The 19,994-nt window shown below is 70.5% G+C and carries 16 protein-coding genes; 13 read left to right on the top strand and 3 right to left on the bottom strand.

The genetic code is table 11. From position 1 onward, the window contains the following. The first annotated feature begins 149 nt into the window (after positions 1–149). From ACZ6QQ_RS31850 to ACZ6QQ_RS31820, 7 genes are all read left to right on the top strand, one after another. Entirely contained in the window at positions 150–839 is a 690-nt protein-coding gene (locus ACZ6QQ_RS31850; protein WP_465881319.1) for a DUF624 domain-containing protein, read from the top strand. Then, a complete protein-coding gene (locus ACZ6QQ_RS31845) occupies positions 836–1,651 on the top strand; it encodes a beta-galactosidase (protein WP_465881318.1) in 816 nt (271 codons plus the stop codon). The genes ACZ6QQ_RS31850 and ACZ6QQ_RS31845 overlap by 4 nt, the downstream gene beginning before the upstream one ends. Continuing rightward, the gene (locus ACZ6QQ_RS31840) at positions 1,648–3,861 is read left to right on the top strand and encodes an alpha-glucuronidase (protein WP_465881316.1); all 2,214 of its coding nucleotides are present in this window, start codon (positions 1,648–1,650) and stop codon (positions 3,859–3,861) included. Before ACZ6QQ_RS31845 ends, ACZ6QQ_RS31840 begins: the two co-directional genes overlap by 4 nt. A gap of 139 nt (positions 3,862–4,000) precedes the next feature. Further along, positions 4,001–5,080, top strand: a complete 1,080-nt coding sequence (locus tag ACZ6QQ_RS31835; protein WP_465881315.1) for an aldo/keto reductase — start codon at positions 4,001–4,003, stop codon at positions 5,078–5,080. Between the two features lie 158 nt (positions 5,081–5,238). Further along, the gene (locus ACZ6QQ_RS31830; protein WP_465881314.1) at positions 5,239–6,258 is read left to right on the top strand and encodes a DUF4331 family protein; all 1,020 of its coding nucleotides are present in this window, start codon (positions 5,239–5,241) and stop codon (positions 6,256–6,258) included. 517 nt (positions 6,259–6,775) lie between these two features. Then, positions 6,776–11,764: a carbohydrate-binding protein gene (locus ACZ6QQ_RS31825; RefSeq protein WP_465881313.1), complete on the top strand. Its 4,989-nt coding sequence runs from the start codon at positions 6,776–6,778 to the stop codon at positions 11,762–11,764. Between the two features lie 112 nt (positions 11,765–11,876). Next, complete coding sequence (locus ACZ6QQ_RS31820; RefSeq protein ID WP_465881311.1) at positions 11,877–12,062, top strand: hypothetical protein; 186 nt, start codon at positions 11,877–11,879, stop codon at positions 12,060–12,062. Positions 12,063–12,077: 15 nt separating this feature from the next. Here the strand turns inward: ACZ6QQ_RS31820 and ACZ6QQ_RS31815 are convergent, their stop codons facing one another. Further along, the gene (locus ACZ6QQ_RS31815) at positions 12,078–12,656 is read right to left on the bottom strand and encodes a beta-class carbonic anhydrase (protein WP_465881310.1); all 579 of its coding nucleotides are present in this window, start codon (positions 12,654–12,656) and stop codon (positions 12,078–12,080) included. A gap of 169 nt (positions 12,657–12,825) precedes the next feature. On the opposite strand from ACZ6QQ_RS31815, the gene ACZ6QQ_RS31810 reads away from it, so the two are divergent. Then, on the top strand, positions 12,826–13,293 hold the full coding sequence (locus ACZ6QQ_RS31810) for a hypothetical protein (RefSeq protein ID WP_465881309.1): 468 nt from the start codon (positions 12,826–12,828) through the stop codon (positions 13,291–13,293). A 125-nt stretch (positions 13,294–13,418) separates the two neighbouring features. Next, a complete protein-coding gene (locus ACZ6QQ_RS31805; protein ID WP_465881308.1) occupies positions 13,419–14,705 on the top strand; it encodes a hypothetical protein in 1,287 nt (428 codons plus the stop codon). 1 nt (position 14,706) lies between these two features. Here the strand turns inward: ACZ6QQ_RS31805 and ACZ6QQ_RS31800 are convergent, their stop codons facing one another. Further along, a complete protein-coding gene (locus ACZ6QQ_RS31800; RefSeq protein ID WP_465881307.1) occupies positions 14,707–15,108 on the bottom strand; it encodes a DUF2267 domain-containing protein in 402 nt (133 codons plus the stop codon). A 293-nt stretch (positions 15,109–15,401) separates the two neighbouring features. Between ACZ6QQ_RS31800 and ACZ6QQ_RS31795 the strand changes: the two genes are divergently transcribed. Next, entirely contained in the window at positions 15,402–16,040 is a 639-nt protein-coding gene (locus ACZ6QQ_RS31795) for a hypothetical protein (RefSeq protein WP_465881306.1), read from the top strand. 558 nt (positions 16,041–16,598) lie between these two features. Continuing rightward, a complete protein-coding gene (locus ACZ6QQ_RS31790; protein ID WP_465881376.1) occupies positions 16,599–17,837 on the top strand; it encodes an MFS transporter in 1,239 nt (412 codons plus the stop codon). A gap of 655 nt (positions 17,838–18,492) precedes the next feature. Here the strand turns inward: ACZ6QQ_RS31790 and ACZ6QQ_RS31785 are convergent. Continuing rightward, positions 18,493–19,242, bottom strand: coding sequence for a hypothetical protein (locus ACZ6QQ_RS31785; protein WP_465881305.1), 750 nt, complete (start codon positions 19,240–19,242; stop codon positions 18,493–18,495). A gap of 41 nt (positions 19,243–19,283) precedes the next feature. Here ACZ6QQ_RS31785 and ACZ6QQ_RS31780 point away from each other — a divergent pair, with 41 nt between their 5' ends. Together ACZ6QQ_RS31780 and ACZ6QQ_RS31775 are read left to right on the top strand one after the other, a co-directional pair. Next, on the top strand, positions 19,284–19,664 hold the full coding sequence (locus ACZ6QQ_RS31780) for a Scr1 family TA system antitoxin-like transcriptional regulator (protein WP_465881304.1): 381 nt from the start codon (positions 19,284–19,286) through the stop codon (positions 19,662–19,664). After that, positions 19,661–19,852 (top strand): DUF397 domain-containing protein, encoded by a 192-nt coding sequence (locus ACZ6QQ_RS31775; protein ID WP_465881303.1) that lies wholly within the window; start codon positions 19,661–19,663, stop codon positions 19,850–19,852. Before ACZ6QQ_RS31780 ends, ACZ6QQ_RS31775 begins: the two co-directional genes overlap by 4 nt. Positions 19,853–19,994 lie beyond the last annotated feature (142 nt).

Genomic DNA, 19,994 nt, shown 5'->3' with positions numbered 1-19,994 from the left:
GAGGGGAAGGAAAAAACTTGGGGGTTGGGTCGGGGGTTGGGAAAAGGGGCGGAGGGGTGTTCAAAGAAGGAAAGTTGTCCCCCCTTTTCCTCCCCCCCCCCCCCCCCCCCCCCCCCCGGACCGGTTCGTCTCGTCGAAGGGAACACCTCGTGAGCCAGGCCGCCCGGACCAGGGGAGAGTTCGGTGCCGGGCCGCTGTCCCGGGTCGCCGCGTTCGTCTACACCCTGCTGGTCGTCGAGTTGCTGCTCCTGCTCACCACCGTGCCCGGCCTGGTCCCGCTCGCCCTGCTCGGCCGGGACACCGGCAACCTGCCACTCGTCGCGGCCTGCCTGGTCCCGGTCGGTCCGGCGGTCTCCGCCGCCCTGTACGTCCTGCGGCACCAGCGCGCCGACCTGACCGAGCTGCGCCCCGCCGCCCTGTTCTGGCGGGCGTACCGGACCAATGTCCGCGGGGTGCTGCGGGTCTGGGTGCCGATGCTGGTGTGGCTGACCGTCATCGCGCTGAACCTGGCCAACCTCACCGCCGCGGCGCTGCCGACCTCGTGGGCGGTGCCGCTGGTCCTGGTCGGGGTGGGGGTGACCCTCTGCGGGGCCAACGCCCTGGTGGTGACCTCGCTGTTCGCCTTCCGTACCCGGGACGTGGCCCGGTTGGCCCTCTACTTCCTGGCCCGCACCCCCGGCGTGACGCTCGGCAACGCCGTCCTGCTGGCCGCGGCGGTCGGGCTCACCGCCGTCTTCTCGGAGGTGGTGGTCGTGCTGCTGGGCGCGGTCTTCGTCCTGGCGTTCCTGCGGACCGCCGATCCGATGATCGACAAGATCCGAGGGGAGTTCACCGCATGAGCCTGCCCGTCACCGCGAAGGTGCCGTTCGGTGGGGACTACAACCCCGAACAGGGGCCGGAGGAGGTGTGGCAGCAGGACTACCAGCTCTTCGACGCCGCCCGGATCGACACCGTGACCGTGAACGTGTTCGCCTGGGCGCTCGTCCAGCCGTCCGAGGACGTCTACGACTTCTCGCTGCTGGACCGGATCGTCGGGCGCGTCAGTGCGCAGGGGCGTCGGATCTGCCTGGCGACCGGCACCGGCGCGCATCCCGCGTGGCTGGCCCGGACGTACCCGGAGGTGACCCGGACCGACTTCGAGGGCCGCCGGCACCGGTACGGACAGCGGCACAACTCCTGCCCCAGCTCCCCGGTCTTCCGCCGGCTCTCCGCCGAACCGGCCCGCCGGTGCACCGGGGACTCGCGGGTGCTGTTCGAGCTGGCCATCTCGGAGGGGGCCGAGGTGGTCGGCAGTTACCGGGCCGACTTCTACGCCGGCACCCCGGCGGTCACCCGCAACTCCTCCGGCGACGGTCACGGCTGGTACGTCGGCGCCGGACTGGACCAGGCGGGGGTCTCCTGGGTGGTCCGGCAGGTGTTGGCACGGCACGACCTGCTCGGGCCGTACCCGGACGTGCCGGACCTGGAGACGGCGCTCCGGGTCACCCCGGACGGCACCCGGCTGCTGTTCCTGCTCAACCACCGCGCCGAACCGGTCGAGGTGACCGCCCGCACCGGTGGGGTCGACCTGCTCACCGGGGACCGGATAGCGGTCGGCCAGCGGGTGCGGCTGACCGGGCTGGGCGTGGTGGTGCTGCGGGAGGAGTGGTGAGCGCCGACGTGCACGCCGCCTGGCTGCCCCCGCAGGCGCTCCGGGCGCTCGGCTCACGCCGGGTGCTGGTGCACGGTGCCGGCCCTCTCGTCGACACCGTGTTCGAGGAGGTCGCGGCGGCCTGCGCCGGGCACGGCGGGCGGGTCCGGCGGTCCGGCGGCCGACTGCCGACCGCCGTTGACGCACCGGTCGACGGGGTCGCCGTCGGGTCGGCCGACGACCCCGTCGACCTGGTGTTCGCCCTGCGGGGGACCGGGCCGCCGCCGGCACCGTCGGCCGCCGCCGAGGCGTTCCGGACGGCGGTCGAGGCGCTCCGGGCGGCGACGGAGCCGGTCGGGGCGTCCCGGGTGGAGCCGGCGGCGGAGCCGGTCGAGGCGTCGCGGGTGGAGGCGGAGGCGGTCCAGGGGGAGCCGGGGACCGGGCTCGACGCCGAGGGGTTCCTGCTGGCCGGCGGTGCGGCGACGACGGTGGTGTTGGCCGACGCACCGGCCGGCCTGCTGTACGGGCTGTTCCACGTGATCCGGCTCGGCGAGGCGGCCTTCGTCGGCCACCGCCCCCCGCAGGTGCACCGGCCGGCGCTGCACAGACGCATGCTCGACCACTGGGACAACGTGGCGGTGCACCCGGTCATGGGGCAGGTCGAGCGGGGCTACGCCGGCGGTTCGATCTTCTGGCACGACGGCAGGGCCCGCCGCGACCTGACCCGGCTGCGGGCGTACGCCCGGCTGCTGGCGGCGAGCGGCGTCAACGCCATCTCGGTGAACAACGTCAACGTCCATGCCCCGGAGGCCCGGCTGCTGACCGACCGGCTCGGCGACGTGGCCGAGATCGCGGCGGTGATGCGCCCGTACGGCATCCGGGTGCACCTGTCCGTCACCTTCGCCGCCCCGATGGTCCTCGGTGGCCTGCCGACCGCCGACCCGCTCGACGAGGACGTGCGGGCCTGGTGGGCGGCGACCACCCGGCGGGTGTACGAGCGCATCCCCGACTTCGGCGGGTACGTGGTCAAGGCCGACTCCGAGGGGCAGCCCGGCCCGTTCACGTACGGGCGCAGCCACGTCGATGGGGCGAACCTGCTCGCGGAGGCGCTCGCCCCCGCCGGTGGCGTGGTGCACTGGCGGGCGTTCGTGTACGACCACCGCCAGGACTGGCGGGACCGGGCCGTCGACCGGGCGCGGGCGGCCCACGACCACTTCGCCCCGCTGGACGGGCGGTTCCGGGACAACGTGATCCTCCAGGTGAAGTTCGGCCCGTTGGACTTCCAGGTCCGCGAGCCGGTCTCCCCGGTGATCGCGGCCATGCCGCACACCCGGTTGGCGGTGGAGCTCCAGGTCACCCAGGAGTACACCGGCCAGCAGCGACACGTCTGCTACCTCGGTCCCTGGTGGAGCGAGGTGCTGCGGTTCGAGCCGTGGGGGCCGGGCGGCGCGACGGTCGCCGATGTAGCAGCCGGTGGCGCGGGCGCCGGAGGTGGCCTGGTCGCCGTCTCCAACGTGGGTGACGACCCGTTCTGGACCGGGCACCCGTTGGCCCAGGCCAACCTGTACGCGTTCGGCCGGTTCGCCTGGGATCCCCGGCTGGATCCGCTGGCCGTGCTCGACGAGTGGATCGGGCTGACCTTCCCCGCCTCGGCGACCGGTGACCCGGAGCTGGTGCGGGAGACGCTGCACGCCGTCATGGACGACTCCTGGCACACCTACGAGCGCTACACCGCGCCGCTGGGCGTCGGGTTCATGGTGCGCCCCGGCCACCACTACGGCCCCGACGTCGACGGGTACGAGTACACGTCCTGGGGCACGTACCACTTCGCCGACCGGGACGGGGTGGGGGTGGACCGGACCCGTGCCACCGGGACCGGGTTCACCGGCCAGTACCCGCGACCGTGGTCGCAGGTGTACGAGCTGCGCGAGCGGTGCCCCGACGAACTGCTGCTCTTCTTCCACCACGTCCCGTACGGGCACGTCCTGCACGGTGGGTCGACCGTCATCCAACACATCTACGACACCCACTTCGCGGGGGTGGAGCAGGTCGACGCGATGCGGCGGCGGTGGCGGCTGCTCGCCGGGCTGATCGACCCGGCCGTGTACGAGCGGGTGGTCGAGCGACTCGACGAGCAGCTACGCAGCGCCACCGAGTGGCGGGACCAGGTCAACAGCTACTTCTTCCGTAAGTCCGGGGTGCCGGACGCGTACGGCCGCCGGATCCACTGACGGTGCAGTGCTCACCCGATCCGGCCCGGTGAAGTAGAATCGTGCAAGAGGTCGGGAGGATAGTTCTACTGTTCGAGCAGGTGAAGCTGTTGTACTGAAGTGGTCCACCTCTTCATCGAACACCCTCGGGAGTAAGAACATGGCACTCGATTCATACCTCACCCTGGGGCGCTCCGGGCTGCGGGTCAGCCCCTTCGCCCTCGGCGCGATGAACTTCGGTGAGGAGGGCGGCTGGGGCTGTGGCGTCGAGGAGTCCGAGAAGATTCTTCAGTCGTACCTCGACCGTGGCGGCAACTTCGTCGACACCGCGAACTTCTACACCAACGGTCACTCCGAGGCGATCCTCGGCGACTTCTTCGCCGCCCGGCCGGGCCTGCGCGACCGGGTCGTGTTGGCCAGCAAGTTCTTCGGCAACATGTACCCCGGCGACCCGAACGGCGGCGGTGCCGGGCGCAAGGCGATCATCAGTCAGCTGGAGCAGTCGCTGCGTCGGCTGAAGACCGACTATCTCGACGTGTACTGGCTGCACAACTGGGACGCGCACACCCCGGTCGAGGAGACCATGCGCACCCTCGACGAGCTGGTCGGCGCGGGCAAGATCCGCTATGTCGGCTTCTCCAACACCCCCGCCTGGTACACCGCGCAGGCGCACACCATGGCGCTGCTGCGCGCCTGGACGCCGGTGATCGCCCTACAGGTCGAGTACTCGCTGCTCGCCCGTACCGTCGAGGGGGAGTTGGCCCCGCTCGCGTTGCACGCCGGGATGGGGCTGACCCCGTGGAGCCCGCTGGCGGGCGGCTTCCTGTCCGGCAAGTACAGCCGTGGCGCCGAGGCCCGGGACACCCGGCGCGGGTTGATCACCGGCGGTCCGAGCGAGGCGCAGTACGTGGTCATCGACGCGCTCACCACCGTTGCGACCGAGGTCGGGGCGAGCCCCGCCGCGGTGGCGCTCGCCTGGTTGCGTACCCGTGCCGGGGTCACCGCGCCGATCCTCGGCCCCCGTCGGATCGAGCACCTCGACGCGAACCTCGCCGCCCTGGACGTGCGGCTCAGCGACGAGCAGCTCGCCGTGCTGGACGACGTCTCGACCCCGCGACTGAACTATCCGCACGACGTCAACCGGCAGACCGGCGCGATGCTCCAGTTCGCCGGCACCACCGTCGACGGCGTGTCCTCGGTCGTCTACCCGCCGCTGTTGCAGGACACCGCCCGGTACTGAGACGAGCCCGACCCCACGGCCGGCCGGCGGTGGCGCGGCGCGACGGCGTCCGCCGTCGGCCGTGGGATCGGGGCACCTTTCGTAATTTCGGAATAGGGCTGCTTTCGCTCATTATAGTGCGAATAGTCCAATCTTTTCGCCGGGTCGGGAGCAGACCGATGTCGCATCACCTCGATACGCCCCTCGCCGCACAGAGCGGCCAGCTGTATATCGACGACCTGTACGTCTTCAACGGCGAGCGCGGCACCGTCCTCGTCATGGACGTCAACAGTTCGATCACCGGGGCCGACATCAAGCGTGGCTTCCAGACCGAGGCGCGCTACGAGATCAAGGTCCACTCCGGAGATCGGGAGACCGAGGAGCTGACCTACCGGGTGGCCTTCGGCGACCCGGACTCCGACGGACGTCAGCCCGTGACCCTGCACGCCCTCACCGGTGAGCAGGCGGCTGACGACGCCGCGACCGGCACGCTCCTGCTCGAAGGCCGGACCGGCGACACCGTGGCCAGCGACAACGTGCGGCTGTGGGCGGGCCGTATCCGCGACCCGTTCTTCATCGACCTCGACCAACTCGCGACCGTCAACGCCGCGTTCAAGGACGGCGCCAAGCTGGACCGGTCGGCCTGGCGGCCGGAGAAGGCGAAGAACACCTTCGCCGGCAACACCGTCGAGTCCATCGTCCTGGAGGTCACCGGAGACGCGTCGATGGGCGAGGGCGCCCAGATCGGGGTCTGGTGCCGGACCATGCTGGCGACCGACGCGGGCGGATGGCGGCAGATCAACCGGGCCGGCCACCCCATGATGTGGCCCATCTTCTGGCCCACCGACACCGACTTCTCGGACCCGGCCAACTTCCGGCACCCGTACGACGACAAGAAGGCCGCGGGCGAGGAGATCGCCGCCGCCGTGGCCCGCGTCGTCGAGGCGAACGGGACCGCCCCGGACCCGCAGGGCTACGGGCGCGGTGTGGCCGACCAGCTCTACCCCGACCTCCTCTGGTACCGGGTGGGCTCCCCGGCCAACTACGGTTTCGCGGCGCACAACGGGCGGACCATGTTCGACAACGCCCCAGAGGTGATGTTCTCCCTGGTCCTGAACACGGGCATGACCTCCGGGCTGACCGCCGACGTCACCAAGGACGCCCGCTCCGGCACCTTCCCCTACGTCGTGCCGGCCTGATCACGCTGATCGGGACCACGATTCGGCGGCCGCCCGAACACGCGCGGCCGTACTCGTCCGGGTGCCGGTGGACGCAATCTTGATCAACTGACTGTTCACGTTGCCAACCCCTGTTGATCACTGAGCCAAGCCCGTGGGTTCGCGCAGGCTCGGCAGAGTCTCAGCCCGGTCGCGTCTTCGGCGCGTCCGAGTGTCCAGAGACCCGGAGCGTCGTCCTTGCCCATATCCGGCCGTCGGCCGCGTCGCGGCCCAGCGCTCGCCTTCGCGCTGGTGGCACTCGCCGTAACCGTTCCTCGACGCCCCCGCCACGGCGGGGGCGTCCCCGTTCGGCGACCCGCAACCCCCGGTCGGCCATCGCCGCCGACCCGGCCCGCCCGGACGTGGCGCACCTCCGGTGGACCGTCGTCGGTCGACGCCCGACGCCGGGGATGACACCGGCTGCCCAGTCACGCCGCGTCGGCATCACCGCGGCCGCGGCGAACCCCCTCACCGCAGTCAGTTAAGGAGAAAACTCGCCATGACCTACCAACTGCGCGCGGGTAGGAGACGCGGGCGCGTGCTCTGGCCCGCGCTCGCCCTCGTGCTCGTCGCCGGGTCCGCAACGGCGTTCGGGCCGGTCGCGGGAGCCGAGGAGGCCCCGCCACCGGTCGTCGGCACCGCGCCCACGCTGAACCTGGAGGCCGGGCAGACCCTCGAAGGCACGGTCACCGTCACCGCCCAGCCCACCAGCGAGAACGACTCCGTGGCGGCGCTCGCGGTCGACGGCACCCCGATCGACGCCGACCCGACGGCCGGCGTCGCCCGCTTCAGTTTTGACATGGGCGGAAACGGCACCGAGGCGCGGTACCACAACTACCTCACCGTCAACGACCACACCGCCGAGGCGGACCGCGTCTACTTCCCGGACATCCCCGGTGGACGCAACGGCAGCCTCGACTTCCCGGGCGAGTGGCTGCACTCCGGGGTGAACACCGTCACCGTCCACGCCGGTGCGAACTGGGTCGACTCGACCAACACCAGCGCGGTCGGCTACGAGACGCTGCCGTACGGCGAGGGTGGTCGCTGCCCCAACTACGACGACTTCCCGTTGAGCAGCCTCAGCCTCAGCCTGCTCGGCGTGGTGGCCGACGGCGAGCAGAACCTGTTCAGCTACAGCTTCGGCGACGGCACCTGCGGCAGCGCGAAGCACCCGCTGACCCAGGACCTGACGTTCGTCATCTCCGGCGAGCCGGGCAGCACCGCCGGTCGCAGCGCCGCGCTCGACACCACCAAGCTCGGCAACGGCCGGCACACCGTTACCGCGACCACCAGGTCGGGTGCGACGCAGAGCGTCACCGTCGAGGTCAACAACGCCTCGCCCGGCGCGGCAAAGGTGACACCCGCCGACGGTGCCCTCATCCGGGGTACGCGTCCGGTCATCGCCGCCCTGCCCAACGGCAGCGCGGACACCGTCGAGTCGCTCGCCATCGACGACAAGCCGGCGGAGAACGCCCAGACCCTCGCCGGTGCGACCGCGACGCTCGGCCTGACAGTCGAGGCGGGCAACTCGGTCGAGGCGCGGTACCACAACTTCGTACTGGTCAACGGCAACCGGGTGGACCTCGGCGGCGACTACGGCATCAGCGGCGCGGAGAACGTCAGCCTCCGGTTCCCGGCCCGGTTCCTGCGCCTGGGGGACAACGTCGTCGAGGTCAGGACCGGTGACTACAACGGCACCGTCAACGGTGCGACCTGCCCGAACCACGACGACTTCAAGCTCACCCGTACCGCGACGGCTCTGACGCTGAGCACGGCGGGGACGGTGACGGCCGGCACCACGTACCTCGTCACCACCGCCAGCGGCGGGACCGTGACGAAGACGGCGACCACGGACGCCTCGCTCGCGCTCGGCGACGGGACGTGCGGCGCCAACAAGGACGCCGAGTTCCACTTCACCGTCGCCGACGCGCCGACCACGCGCACCATCGACACCCTCGGCAGCGGCGGCGACGCCCACCTGAAGGTCTTCGTCGGCGGCAACGGCACCGACAACGGCTACGACAACACGGTGCTCGTCAACGGCATCGCGCTGCCGATCGGGGTCTGGGAGAAGGAGGCCGTCGACCTCGCCTTCCCGAACGAGTGGCTCGTCCCCGGGGTCAACGTGCTGGAGTTCGTCGCCGGCAACGACCGGGGCGCCGCCAAGCCGGGCGGCTGCGACAACTACGACGACTTCACCCTGAACAACTTCCAGCTCCTCCCGGTCGACGCGAAGGCCACCCAGCTGACCAGGCAGATCGCCGGAAGCACCGTCACGATCGGCTCGGCGAGCTACCCGGCCGGATCGCCGGTCACCGTCTACATCGGTGACGGCACCTGCGGCAGCAGCCACAACGCCGCCCTGGACAAGACGATCCTGTTCGACGTCACGGCGGCCGACGGCGGCGCACTCCGGGCGCTGGGCAAGCGGGCGGACGTCGACACCACGTCGATCACGGACGGCGCACACACGATCGAGGCCGTCGTCGGCGACAAGACCTCGACCCGACGGTTCACGGTCGACAACACCGCACCGGTGATCGGGGACAGCGTGCCGGCCGAGGGCCAGCGGTTGACCTCGACCGTCGCGCTGACCATGAAGGTCACCGACGCCACCGGGGTCGCCGGCACGCCCACCATCACCCTCGACGGCAAGCCCGTCGGGCAGGGTGACCAGATCGGCCACGGCCTGCCCGCCGGTGCCCACACCATCGCGCTGACGGCCACCGACACGCTCGGCAACACCGCCACCCGCGAGGTGCGCTTCACCAGCGCGAGCATCCCGGACGTACCGACCGAACTCGGCGCGAAGGTCACCGGCACCAACTCGCCGTCGGCCGTACTCTCGGCCCGGATCCCGGGCGAGGCGGGCGTCCCGCTGACCGCGACCTTCACCAGGGCGGACGTCGCCATCCCGTCCTCGGGCTACCAGGGCGAGGCGAGCGCGGTGCCGACCACGCTCGACGTCCAGCACGACGGGAACGTCGACGTCGGCTCGCTGCGCCCGCTCGACGGCCGGACGATCGACAGCCCGTCCGGTCGGGACGTGGTCTTCCAGCGCTACGACGTGCCGCTCGGCGTCACGACCGAGACACCGACCCTGCGCTGGGAGGGCACCATCGACCCGGCCCGGGTGGTGGCGCTGCGCGGCTGGGACCCGGCCGCCAAGAAGTGGGTCGTGCTGACCAGCTCCCGTGGTCAGACCGGCCGCAGCACGGTCCTGACCGCGCCGCTGGACCCCCGGTACCGGACCGGTGCCATCGTTCCGGTACTGGTCACCGGCGAGGACCCGTTCGCCGATGACCTGTCCCCGCGCGACTCGACGGCACAGAACGACAAGGACCGCTTCGAGGACCCCAACTCGTACGACTTCTCGATCGCACACTTCACCGACACCCAGTACCTGACCGAGGGCGCGGCCGGTGGCACGTACGACGACTGGGACGGCAAGGCCGAGCCCTCGGACGTGTCGACGGCGGAGGAGCAGGCGATCTGGGCGGCGGGGTACCGCGACGAGATGCAGTGGATCGCCGACAACGCGGCCGGACGCAAGATCGGGTACGCCGCGCACACCGGTGACATCATCGAGAGCGACTACTACGACCCGCTGGCCAGGAACCCGGACGGCTCGCTGCAACGGCCCGGCCTGAACGCCGAGGTCGACAAGGAACTCGCGCTCGCCTCCGGCTACCAGAAGATCCTCGACGACAACGGCGTGGTGAACCAGGTCATCGCCGGCAACCACGACAACCAACTCGGTGCCGAGACGGGACCCGAGTCCCGGTTCAGCAAGACCTTCGGCCCGGGGCGCTACTACGAGGTGGCGAAGTCCTGGCCGGTCGGCAGCGCGTACCACGCGTGGGACGAGGTGACCAACGCCGACGGCAGTGTCACGCCCGGCAAGGACAACCAGAACAACTACACCCTCTTCTCCTCCGGCGGGCTGGACTTCGTCGCCGTGGGTCTCTCGTACGGGGTGACGCCGCAGGAGGCCAAGTGGGCCGACTCGATCTTCAAGCGGTACAAGGACCGCAACGGGATCCTGCTGTCACACGACTACCTGAAGCCGTCGACCAACCCTGACGGCCGGGGGGCGGAGTTCTCCGCCCCGGACGGTTCGCCGCTCTACAAGCAGGTCGTCGAGAACAACCCGAACGTCTTCCTGGTCCTCGCCGGTCACGAGCACGGCGTCGGCACCAACCTGAAGTCGAACGTCGGCGTGACCGTGGCGCACGACGTGGTGGAGCTGCTGGCGGACTACCAGTTCTACACCGTTCCCGCCGGTGAGCTCTGGCCGAACCTGGTCGACTCCAGCGGCAACATCGACGTCAACGGCGACGGCCGGCCGGACCACAAGTCCACCGACCGCCTCCAGTTCGGTGCGAGCTTCCTGCGCCTGCTCCAGTTCGACGTCGACCGCGCCGAGATGCACATCGACACGTACTCGCCGTTCCTCGACAACTTCGGGGCGACCGAGTACGACATCCGCCAGGACGGCAGCCAGACCAAGCCGAGGTACAACGGCTCGGAGGACAACCTGACCCTGCCGGTCGACCTCACCACCCGCAAGACGTCGTTCTCCACCGACTCGCTGGCCGCGTACGTGCCGACCGGCGGGATCGGGACCGACGAGGTGGACGCGAACGGCACCGCCACGGTGACCTGGGGCGGGCTGCAACCGGCCACGTCGTACGCCTGGGTCGTCTCCGCCCGCAGCGCCGACGGCGGTGTGGCGGTGGCCCAGCCGGCGGTGTTCCGTACCGCCCTGGGCGAGCCGACAGTGACCGCCACCGCGTCCCCGACCGACTGGGGTACGGCGGCGAAGGTCACGGTCCGGGTCGCGGCCGGCACGGCACCCGTCTCCGGCACCGTGGAACTGCGCGAGGGCGGTACGGTTCGCGGCTCGGCGGCGCTGACCGGCGACACCGTGACGTTCACCCTTCCGGTGGGCCTGGCCGCCGGCACCCACCCGCTCACCGTGTCGTACACCGGCAACGAGTACCTCAAGCCGGCGCAGACCACCGTCACCGTGACGGTGAACCTGCCGGCGGCCTGGAGCGCGTCGAAGGTGTACAACAACGGCGACCGGGTCGGCTACCAGGGCCGGGTCTACCTGGCCTCCTGGTACTCGCAGAACCAGAAGCCGGGCGACCCGAACGGTCCGTGGCAGGAGCTGGCCATGACCGAGGACGGCGTCGCCACCTGGACGGCGTCGCGCGTCTTCAACGCCGGTGACGTCGCGATCCACAACGGGAAGAGGTTCAAGGCCCGCTGGTACACCCGCAACCAGGCGCCCGGTGACCCGTTCGGTCCGTGGGAGGAGATCGCGTCGACGCCGCCGGACAACAGCCCGGCGGCGTGGACGCCCACGACCGTGTACAACGCCGGCAACCGGGTGACGTACCGGAGCCACGTGTACGAGGCGAAGTGGTACACCCGCAACCAGACACCGGGTGACGCCAACGGTCCGTGGAAGTTGATCAGCTGACGTACGGCCCTCGACGGCCCGGAACCGACCGGTTCCGGGCCGTCGCGTGTACGCCGACCCTTTCCGTTCACCGGTTCCGGTCGGGGACCGCCAGCCAGGGCCGCAGGGTGTCGTGGGCCACCCGCGTGACGAGTTCACCGGCCGCGACCAGGCCGGGCCGGCGGGCGCACCGATCGCTGCCGCCGTACGCCACGCGTTCATGGCGGGCCTGTCGGCGTCCCTTGTGGTCGTCGCCGTGGTCCTGGTCGTCGCCGCCGTCTGGGTGCTGCCGTACGCACCCCGCCGCGACCACGAGTAGTCCGCTGCCGAGTGGTCAGGCCGCCTCGCCGGCCCTGCTCGCCTCGTCCACCTCGACCAGACGCCCGGTCGTCACGTCGTAGATGTAGCCGTAGATCGGGATGTTCGCCGGCACGAGCGGGTGCCGGCGGATCCGGGTGACGTCCTCGACGACGCTCTGGGCGTTGTCGCCGATGGTGAGCCAGTCGATGTACCTGGCCTCGGCCGAGCCCGGCCCGGTGCCCACGTCGTAGAAGCCGTCGGGGCCGAGTGCGGCGGTCTCCAGGCTGTTGGCGAGCAGGCCGCGGATCACCTCGTCGGTGAAGAACTCCATGCCGCAGTCGGTGTGGTGGATGACGAACCATTCCTTCGTGCCCAGCAGCTTGTACGAGATGACCAGCGAGCGGATCGCGTCGTCGCTGGCCCGTCCGCCCGCGTTGCGGATCACGTGCGCGTCGCCCTCGCTCAGTCCCGCGTACCCGGCCGGGTCGAGGCGGGCGTCCATGCAGGTCAGGATGGCGAAGCCACGGGCCGGGGGCAGGGCGAGCCCGGCCTTGGCGCCGAACGAGTCGGCGTACTGCTTGTTGGCGTGGAGGACCTCTTCGCGAATGGACATCGGGATCTCCGGGTTCGTCGGCGTCGTCCGGCCCGGCCATGCACCACCGGGAGGGTGCCAGTCTCCTATATAACCGGGCGGAATACTAGGTATTGCTCCGCCGGTCGGCCCCGGTGGTCGCCACCGTCGAGGGTGCCGGGGCGAGCCCGAGCCGGCTATCGTGCGGGCGGTGGACGAGAGTGCGGGCCTACGCCCGACCCCCGACGCCGCCATGCTCGGCGGCTCGCTGACCGCGTTGGTCGGCTACCTGGCCCCCTGGTTCAAGCAGAGTGTTTCCTACGACTGGTCCTACTCCGGCTGGGGCTACGCCAGCCTGAGCAACGGCGGTGGGTGGACGCTGCTGACGTTCGCCTGGTTGCTCCTCGCCGTCGTGGCGAGTCTCTGGGCCGGTCGAAGTGTCACCGCCGCGATGATCGGCATCGTCGGCGCCATCGGGGCGGCGGTGTTCGCCCTGGCCGTCGTCGCCGCCAGCTTCGCCTCCATTCCGGAGCAGACGAACACCAACTACATCACCGACCTTCCCCTGAACATCGGGCTGCCGCTGCTGGCCGGCGGTCTGGGCCTGCTGCTCGCGGGTGGCTGCCGGGCCGTCGCCGCCAACGTTCTACGGGCCGGCCGCGAGGTCGTCGACGGGTAGTGCGGAACAGCTCAGCGGGCGGGTACCGTGCTGACGCTGCCGTTCCACCTGCCGAGAAGCCAAATTGGTGGTGCCGTTGACGGGCAGGGGCGGTGGTGTCGGTGGTGTCCGACAGAATGCCGGGCATGCCCGACGCGAAGGACCGCCACGAGACGTGGCGCACGGAACTGCTCACCCGGGTCGCGCAGCGGTGCGGCCGGGACGCCCTGACCGTCAGCTTCGAGGACCTCCCGTCGAAGTGGCGCGACACCCCCGTGCGCACGCTGCGGTGCACCGACGCGGACAACACCTGGGCCGCCCTGGTCACGGTCGTCCGGGGCCACCGGGTGCGGCCGGAGAACTCGCTGGTCGGCAACGAGTTCGGCCGTGACCCGCACACCGGCTACGATCTGGATTCGCCCGGCGAGCTGGTCTACGAGGTGCAGGTCACCGAGGACGACGGGTTCGACGAGCACGAGTTGCGAGCCTTCCGGCTCTTCGGCGACCCGGACAGCGCCGGGGCGGAGGTGCTGCGGTGGGCCGGGAAGAAGGCGGCGTACTCGGTCAGCCCGCCGGTCGAACGGATCGAGGTGCGCCAGCGCCGGGAGCGGCGGCAGTTCGACCACCGCCAGGCTGCGGCGGCGTCACCGAACATCCGCACCGGCACCGTGGCGGACGAGGCCGCAGCCGACCTCGTCGCGCTCGACCACTCGGCATTGAGCTGGCACTTTCCGCGCGGCAACACCGGTGGCTACCAGCGGTCCGCCGTGGTCGCGCTCGCCGGCTACGACAACCACCGGCCGCACCTGCGCGGGCGCTGGCTCAGCGCCCGGGTCGACGGTGACGGGCTGGTCGTCGGCACCGAGGAACTGATCCCGGCCAACCAGCGGCACCGCTGGGACACCGCCCGCTGGCTGTGGGACCGCCGGCACGCCGACACTCCGGCGCCGCTGCGTTGGCAGGTCGACCGGGCCGAGCAGGCCGCACCGGTGGTCGAGGCGGTGCGCCGGGGCGCGCTGCCCGAGGCACTGAACGCCGCCGGGGTACGGACCGACCCGCAGCTCGCGACGCTGCTGAACGGGGTGCCGTACCAACTCGCCGACGCCGAGCTCACCCCGACCTGGGTGGCGAACCTGTACCGAGGGCTCGCCGACCTCGCACCCTGGCGGCTGGCCGCCGCCCATCAGAGCTGGCGGGACGGACGACAGGCGCTGGGACTGCCGGCGCGGGATCCGGTCGTCCTGTTCGGACTCGGCGGGGTCGGCGCCGTGATGAAGCCCAAGGTCGCACTCGACAACGACGGCGACGGCCCGCTCCTGTGCCTGGTCCACACCGGCAGCAGCGCGGTGCTGCCGTACCAGCACTGGACGCTTCCGGCCGATCTCGGCGCCCGGCTGTACGGCTGGCAGCCCAACCTTCCGTACCCGGCGTGATTTACCGGCGTGGACCGGGCGCGTTCACCGGCTCGGTCATCTGCCGGATCCCGGTCGGCAGCTGCGACCGCATGTCGTCGAACTCGTAGTCGGGCACCGCCTCGCGTAGGACGCTGAACACCGCGGCTACTCCGGGCGCGGACTGCGGATCGTCCAGCCCGGCGCGGTCGCGTACCCGGTCCAGAAACTCTGCCAGGTCGAAGGGTTCGGCGAACTCGCTGCTCGGTGGCTTTCGCAGCGGATCGGCCAGCCGGGTGGGGACCTTGTCGGCCAGGTCCTGCGCCTCACCCGCACTGATCCGGTCGGCCAGGGTCTGGAGAGTGGCGAAGGTGAGGTCGGTGGCCTGCTCGCTCGACAGCCCTGTCCGCTGGGCGACGGTGGCGATGAAGTCGTCGTACGTCACTTCGGAGCCTCCTCTGTGCGCTGGCGGCGGTACGCCCGGCCGGCATCACGGCCTTCCCCGGCGAGGCCCGCCCAAACGACCAGAGCACACGGGTACGGGCGAGTGGCGGTCGCCCGGTGTACGCCGCGCCGTTACGGGTACGCGTGGTCACCGATTTGGCGGGCGATTGCCTCGGCGGTGTCTGCGGATCTCCCGGTAACTCGCGCTGACGCTCCCGCCCGGGAGAACCCTGGGGACCGAGTCCGGGTTTCCTCCGATTGTTCCTGACAACCCGCAACCGTCACGATCGGGGAATGAACAGACGCTGGCGTCAGCTCACCGTGTGGTTGCACATCCTGACGTCGGTCGGGTGGATGGCGCAGGCCATGGCGCTGTGCGTGCTGCTCGCCGTCGGCCTGGCCACCGACGACGTCGTCGTGCGGGACGCCGCGACCGCGATGGCGCACCGGATCGACGGTCGGCTGCTCGCGCCGATGGCCGGCGTGTCCGTGTGCACCGGCATCGTGCTCGCAGCGGCGACCCCGTGGGGGTTCTTCCTGCATTGGTGGGTGCTGACCAAGTTCACGATCAGCATGATCCAGGTGTACGCCGGCATCTTCGTGCTGTCACCCGCGCTGACGGGCTCGCTGACCGACGGCCCCTCGCTCGGGCTGGTCGTCGGCACCGCGCTGATGGCGGGCGCGATCGCGTTCCAAGGTTGGGTGTCCATCCGCAAGCCGTGGGGCCGGGTGCGCCGCACCCAGCGGGGCACCGCCCCGACCGGACCAGGGTGGATCTTCGCCGCCACGGTGCTGGGCGGTGTGGCCGAGCTGAGCATCGCGCTCGTGCTCGGCCATCCCTTGCCGCTGCTTTCCGTCATCCTGATCGTCCTGGTCCTGGTGAGCCGCCGGCGGTGGCCCGGCGCCCGGCGCGCCCGGCCCGCCGCTGCCTGACTCAACCGGGGTCGTTTGGCGGACAGCCGGGCTGGCTCATCGATGCCCTTTCTCGGCAACCGGCCGGCATGACCACGCGGCCCAGGATGGCCGACCCGAGGCACCCATCGTCGCGCAGGCAGGGCCTTCCGTTCGACTACGCTCGGTCACCGCATCGCGGACGGGTGAACACGGATCGCGGCCCAAGCCTTCGCCCGGATCATCTGTTGTGCACATCACAGGTAGCAGACCTGGAACCGAGTCTGACTGACGCCTTTCTCTTGCTGAAAGTCTTCATCGAGGTTCCCGGTGCGGCTCTGGAGCGCGGTATGGCGCCCCCCTCTACTTCGCCTAGGGGGCGGTGATTGTCATGGCGGGATCGACCTCTGAGCGCTGTTGATGTTGCGATTGGATCGCTGGCCTGACCGCCGGGGCCGGTAATACGGTCGGCCGCATGCCCGAACTGATACTGCCGACCACCGGTTTGCCCGCTACATCTCTGAAGTGCCAGGACGACTGGGGCCCCGGCGTGCACGAGGACGGCTCCGGCCTTGGACGCCCCGGGAGGTACGGCTCGTGTTGGATCTGAAGCCCTACCGGGACGCGCTCGCGCTGCCGGGGGTGCGGCCCCTGCTGCTGGTCGCAATCCTGGCCCGGGTGCCGGTGGCGGCCACCGCGGTGGTGATGACGCTGCACGTACTCGACCTTGGCCACGGCTATTTCGCCGCTGGACTGGTCGGGGCCGCGCTGACGGTCGGTTCGGCGCTCGGCGCACCACTGCTCGGCCGGCTGGTCGATCGGCGTGGCCTGCGGCCAATGCTGCTGCTGACCACCGTGGTCGAGGCGCTGTTCTGGGGTACCGCGCCGGTCCTGCCGTATCCGGTGCTGCTCGGCGCCGCGTTCGTCGGCGGGCTGCTCACCCTCCCGGTCTTCTCCGTGGTCCGGCAGTCGATCGCCGCGCTGGTCTCGCCGACCCAACGCAGGCAGGCGTACGCGCTGGACTCGATGTCGGTCGAACTCAGCTTCATGATCGGCCCTGCGGCAGCGGTGGCCCTGGCCACCAGCGCCTCGCCCACCCTGACCATGTACGCCGTCGGCGGCGGCATCGTGCTGGCCGGACTCACCCTGCTGGTGCTCAACCCACCAACCCGGGCCCGGGACGAGGAGACGACGCCCGCGCAGCCGTTGCCCCGCCGGCAGTGGCTGACCCCACGGCTGATCGGCCTGCTTGCCGGCGGCGCGGCCAGCACGCTGGTGATCGCCGGCACCGATGTGGCGGTGGTCGCGGTGCTGCGTGACGCCGGTCAGGTCGACTGGACCGGTGTGGTGCTGGCGCTCTGGGCCTCGTACTCGTTGGCCGGCGGCTTCACCTACGGCGCGCTGTCCCGCCCGGTGCCGTCAGTGAGCCTTGCCGTGGCGCTTGGTCTGGTCACCATTCCAGTCGGTCTGGGCAGCGGCGAGTGGTGGCTGCTGGCCCTGGTGCTGCTGCCGTCCGGGGTGCTCACCGCGCCGACCGTAGCCGCCACCTCCGACGCGGTGAGCCGGCTGGTGCCGGCGAGCGTACGGGGTGAGGCGATGGGCCTGCACGGCTCGGCGATGGTGGTGGGGCTGGCGCTCGGCGCCCCGCTGGCCGGGGCGGTGATCGATGCCTCCGCACCGGCCTGGGGCTTCGCCGCGACGGGCCTGCTCGGCGCGCTGATCGCGCTGGCGGTGCTGCCGACCGAGTTGCGTCACCGGCGGTCCGACGCCGCCGCTGAAGCCGCCCTCACACCGGCCCGCAAAGTAGATCCGGACTCCGCAAGCTTCGGGCGGACGTGACACAACCAACGCGTAATCGCATCTGATCGAACAGGCGGCGGTCGCAGCATGATATGCCTATTGGCGGCCAATTGCGCTCGACCGAGTGCGGTCGAGTGAGGCGAGTGAGCCGGCGTGTTGTCTGGTGCAACGGTAGGCACCCGCCTGCCGGCTGTTCCTGGTGTTCCGTGGCCGTGCAGCGGCCCGCGTTGTCAGCCGGCAGCCGTGGGAGGTGTCATCGTCAGCAGGCAGGGACGCTTCGTCTGACTACTTCGGTCACCCCACCGTGGAACATGCTTGCGCATCTGACCAACGACCAAGTCCCGAATTGTGTATACGTACCTGGTTACTACAATCTGATCACTTCCGTACGTCAGGGCGGGGGAAGCGTGACGGGAGCGAGCGTCGTCCGGGTGGCACCCAAAGCCTGAGTCCTACCGCTCGTGTCGGAACGCCGCCGAGCCAACCAGCCAGGACATCCTCACATCGGGCTGTCGCTCTCACATCGGCTGCCCACGCTGGTCAGTCGTGATCCCAGGGACCAGCACAGGTCCCCGGTCTTTGTCGAAGAGCTCGAACGGCGTCGCGATGAGGCGTAGGGGTGGACCTGTGTCGGCGGCTGGAACCACGAGGGTGTCCGGCAACCGCCGGACACCCGTCCTGCCGCCCGTGCCGGCTACCCGCCGTAGCTGACCGTCCAGCTCTTGCCGTCGAACTTCGCTGTGGCGCTGGTCTCACCGTCCGGGAACTTCAGCTCGTACGGGCTGGTCAGGATGTCCTCACTGACGACCGTGCCAGGCTGGTAGCTGCCGAACGCCAGCCAGTAGGTCGGGGTGATCTCGAACTCGACCCCGGTGTCGGGCTGGGTGGCGACCACGAACGTGCCCGCCCCCGACATGCCGATGCCGACGTTGCCCTGGTCGGAGGAGTCCGGCCCGGGAACCGAGTCGTCCTGGTTGACGACCAGCGAACCGCTGGACGCCCCCGAGGTCGGCGTGCCGAACTCGAAGCCACCGTCGACGTACGACAGCGGAACCATGTTCTGCTTCTGCAGATCGGCCGGGATGATCTGGCCCGCCTCGTAGTTGACCCCGGGCTTCAGTGTGCCCGTCTGACCCCAGACGAAGTTGTAGTCGACCTCCCAGGTGAAGGTGACACTGGTCCCCGCGTGGCACATCTTCGACAGCCAGGCCAGTGAGTGGACGTCCGACGGCTGCTGCGGCTGCTGCTGGAACACGATCGCGTTCTCGTCGTCGATCGCGGAGTTGTTGACGATCGTCACGCTGTACGAGGTCGACGCCAGGGCGACGCCGCGGCCCTCCGTCGGCGCGCCGTGCGCCGGGGCCACGTTGATGAGGGCTAGGCCGAGGGCCAGACCCAGGGCGGTGAACGCGCGGCTTCGACGCGCCGACACCTTCTTCGTCATCGTGCATTCCTCCTCGGGGGGGTCCGGGTATCACCCGACGCGTGTGGGACACGGCGGAGAGGGCGCCCAACGACACCGGGGCACCCCGCGGATACTACATTGAAAAACGTGAATGCATCTGGTGTTTGTTCGCGGGCGGTTGCCGGTACGACGCCCCGGGACCGGGACCGGGACCGCCCGACGTCCGAGGTCCGGCGCGGTCAGCCGGCGGCGGTGACATTCTGGAGTTCCCCACGACCGGAATCCGCACCCCCGAACCCACTACTGCCTACCGAGAGTCACTGACAGGTGCTCTCAATCTCGACAGGCCGACGGAAGTTGCGTCGTACTCTGTGACCTGGAAGGCGTTTGAAGGTCTGGCGCTTGACGCGGACCGGTCGACCGATCTACCAGCCATGGTCGCCAGGGAGATGCGGCAATGAGGCACCTAGCCGGTGCCGTGTGGCGGAAGTCGAGCCGCAGTAACGGAGCGGGCGGGCAGTGCGTCGAGGTCGCCGACGACCTGCCGGGCCGCGTACTCGTTCGCGACACCAAGGACCGCGACGGCGGCACCCTCAGCTTCGGCCCGGATGCGTGGCGCGCATTCGTCGGCCTGGCAAAGCAGCACTGACCACGCGTACGACGTCCCCGTGCCTTCCGGTGCGGCGACGCCCTTGGTGTCCTCCTGAAGCGACAGAACTCTCGGCCGTCCGCTACTCGGTGGGTTGCTTGCGGTGGACGTCGACCAGGAAGCGGCTAAGGCCGCCCCCGGT

The sequence above is a fragment of the Micromonospora sp. NPDC049529 genome (assembly GCF_055586685.1).
The sequence above is the reverse complement of the archived record's forward strand: the minus strand, read 5'-3'. Positions and strand labels throughout refer to the sequence as shown.

Bases quoted from the DNA above. Each gene is read 5' to 3' on its own strand.
- ACZ6QQ_RS31845 (WP_465881318.1), top strand. From the start codon at position 836: ATGAGCCTGCCCGTCACCGCGAAGGTGCCGTTCGGTGGGGACTACAAC.
- ACZ6QQ_RS31835 (WP_465881315.1), top strand. From the start codon at position 4,001: ATGGCACTCGATTCATACCTCACCCTGGGGCGCTCCGGGCTGCGGGTC.
- ACZ6QQ_RS31830 (WP_465881314.1), top strand. From the start codon at position 5,239: ATGTCGCATCACCTCGATACGCCCCTCGCCGCACAGAGCGGCCAGCTG.
- ACZ6QQ_RS31825 (WP_465881313.1), top strand. From the start codon at position 6,776: ATGACCTACCAACTGCGCGCGGGTAGGAGACGCGGGCGCGTGCTCTGG.
- ACZ6QQ_RS31815 (WP_465881310.1), bottom strand. From the start codon at position 12,656: ATGTCCATTCGCGAAGAGGTCCTCCACGCCAACAAGCAGTACGCCGAC.
- ACZ6QQ_RS31805 (WP_465881308.1), top strand. From the start codon at position 13,419: ATGCCCGACGCGAAGGACCGCCACGAGACGTGGCGCACGGAACTGCTC.
- ACZ6QQ_RS31795 (WP_465881306.1), top strand. From the start codon at position 15,402: ATGAACAGACGCTGGCGTCAGCTCACCGTGTGGTTGCACATCCTGACG.
- ACZ6QQ_RS31785 (WP_465881305.1), bottom strand. From the start codon at position 19,242: ATGACGAAGAAGGTGTCGGCGCGTCGAAGCCGCGCGTTCACCGCCCTG.
- ACZ6QQ_RS31775 (WP_465881303.1), top strand. From the start codon at position 19,661: ATGAGGCACCTAGCCGGTGCCGTGTGGCGGAAGTCGAGCCGCAGTAAC.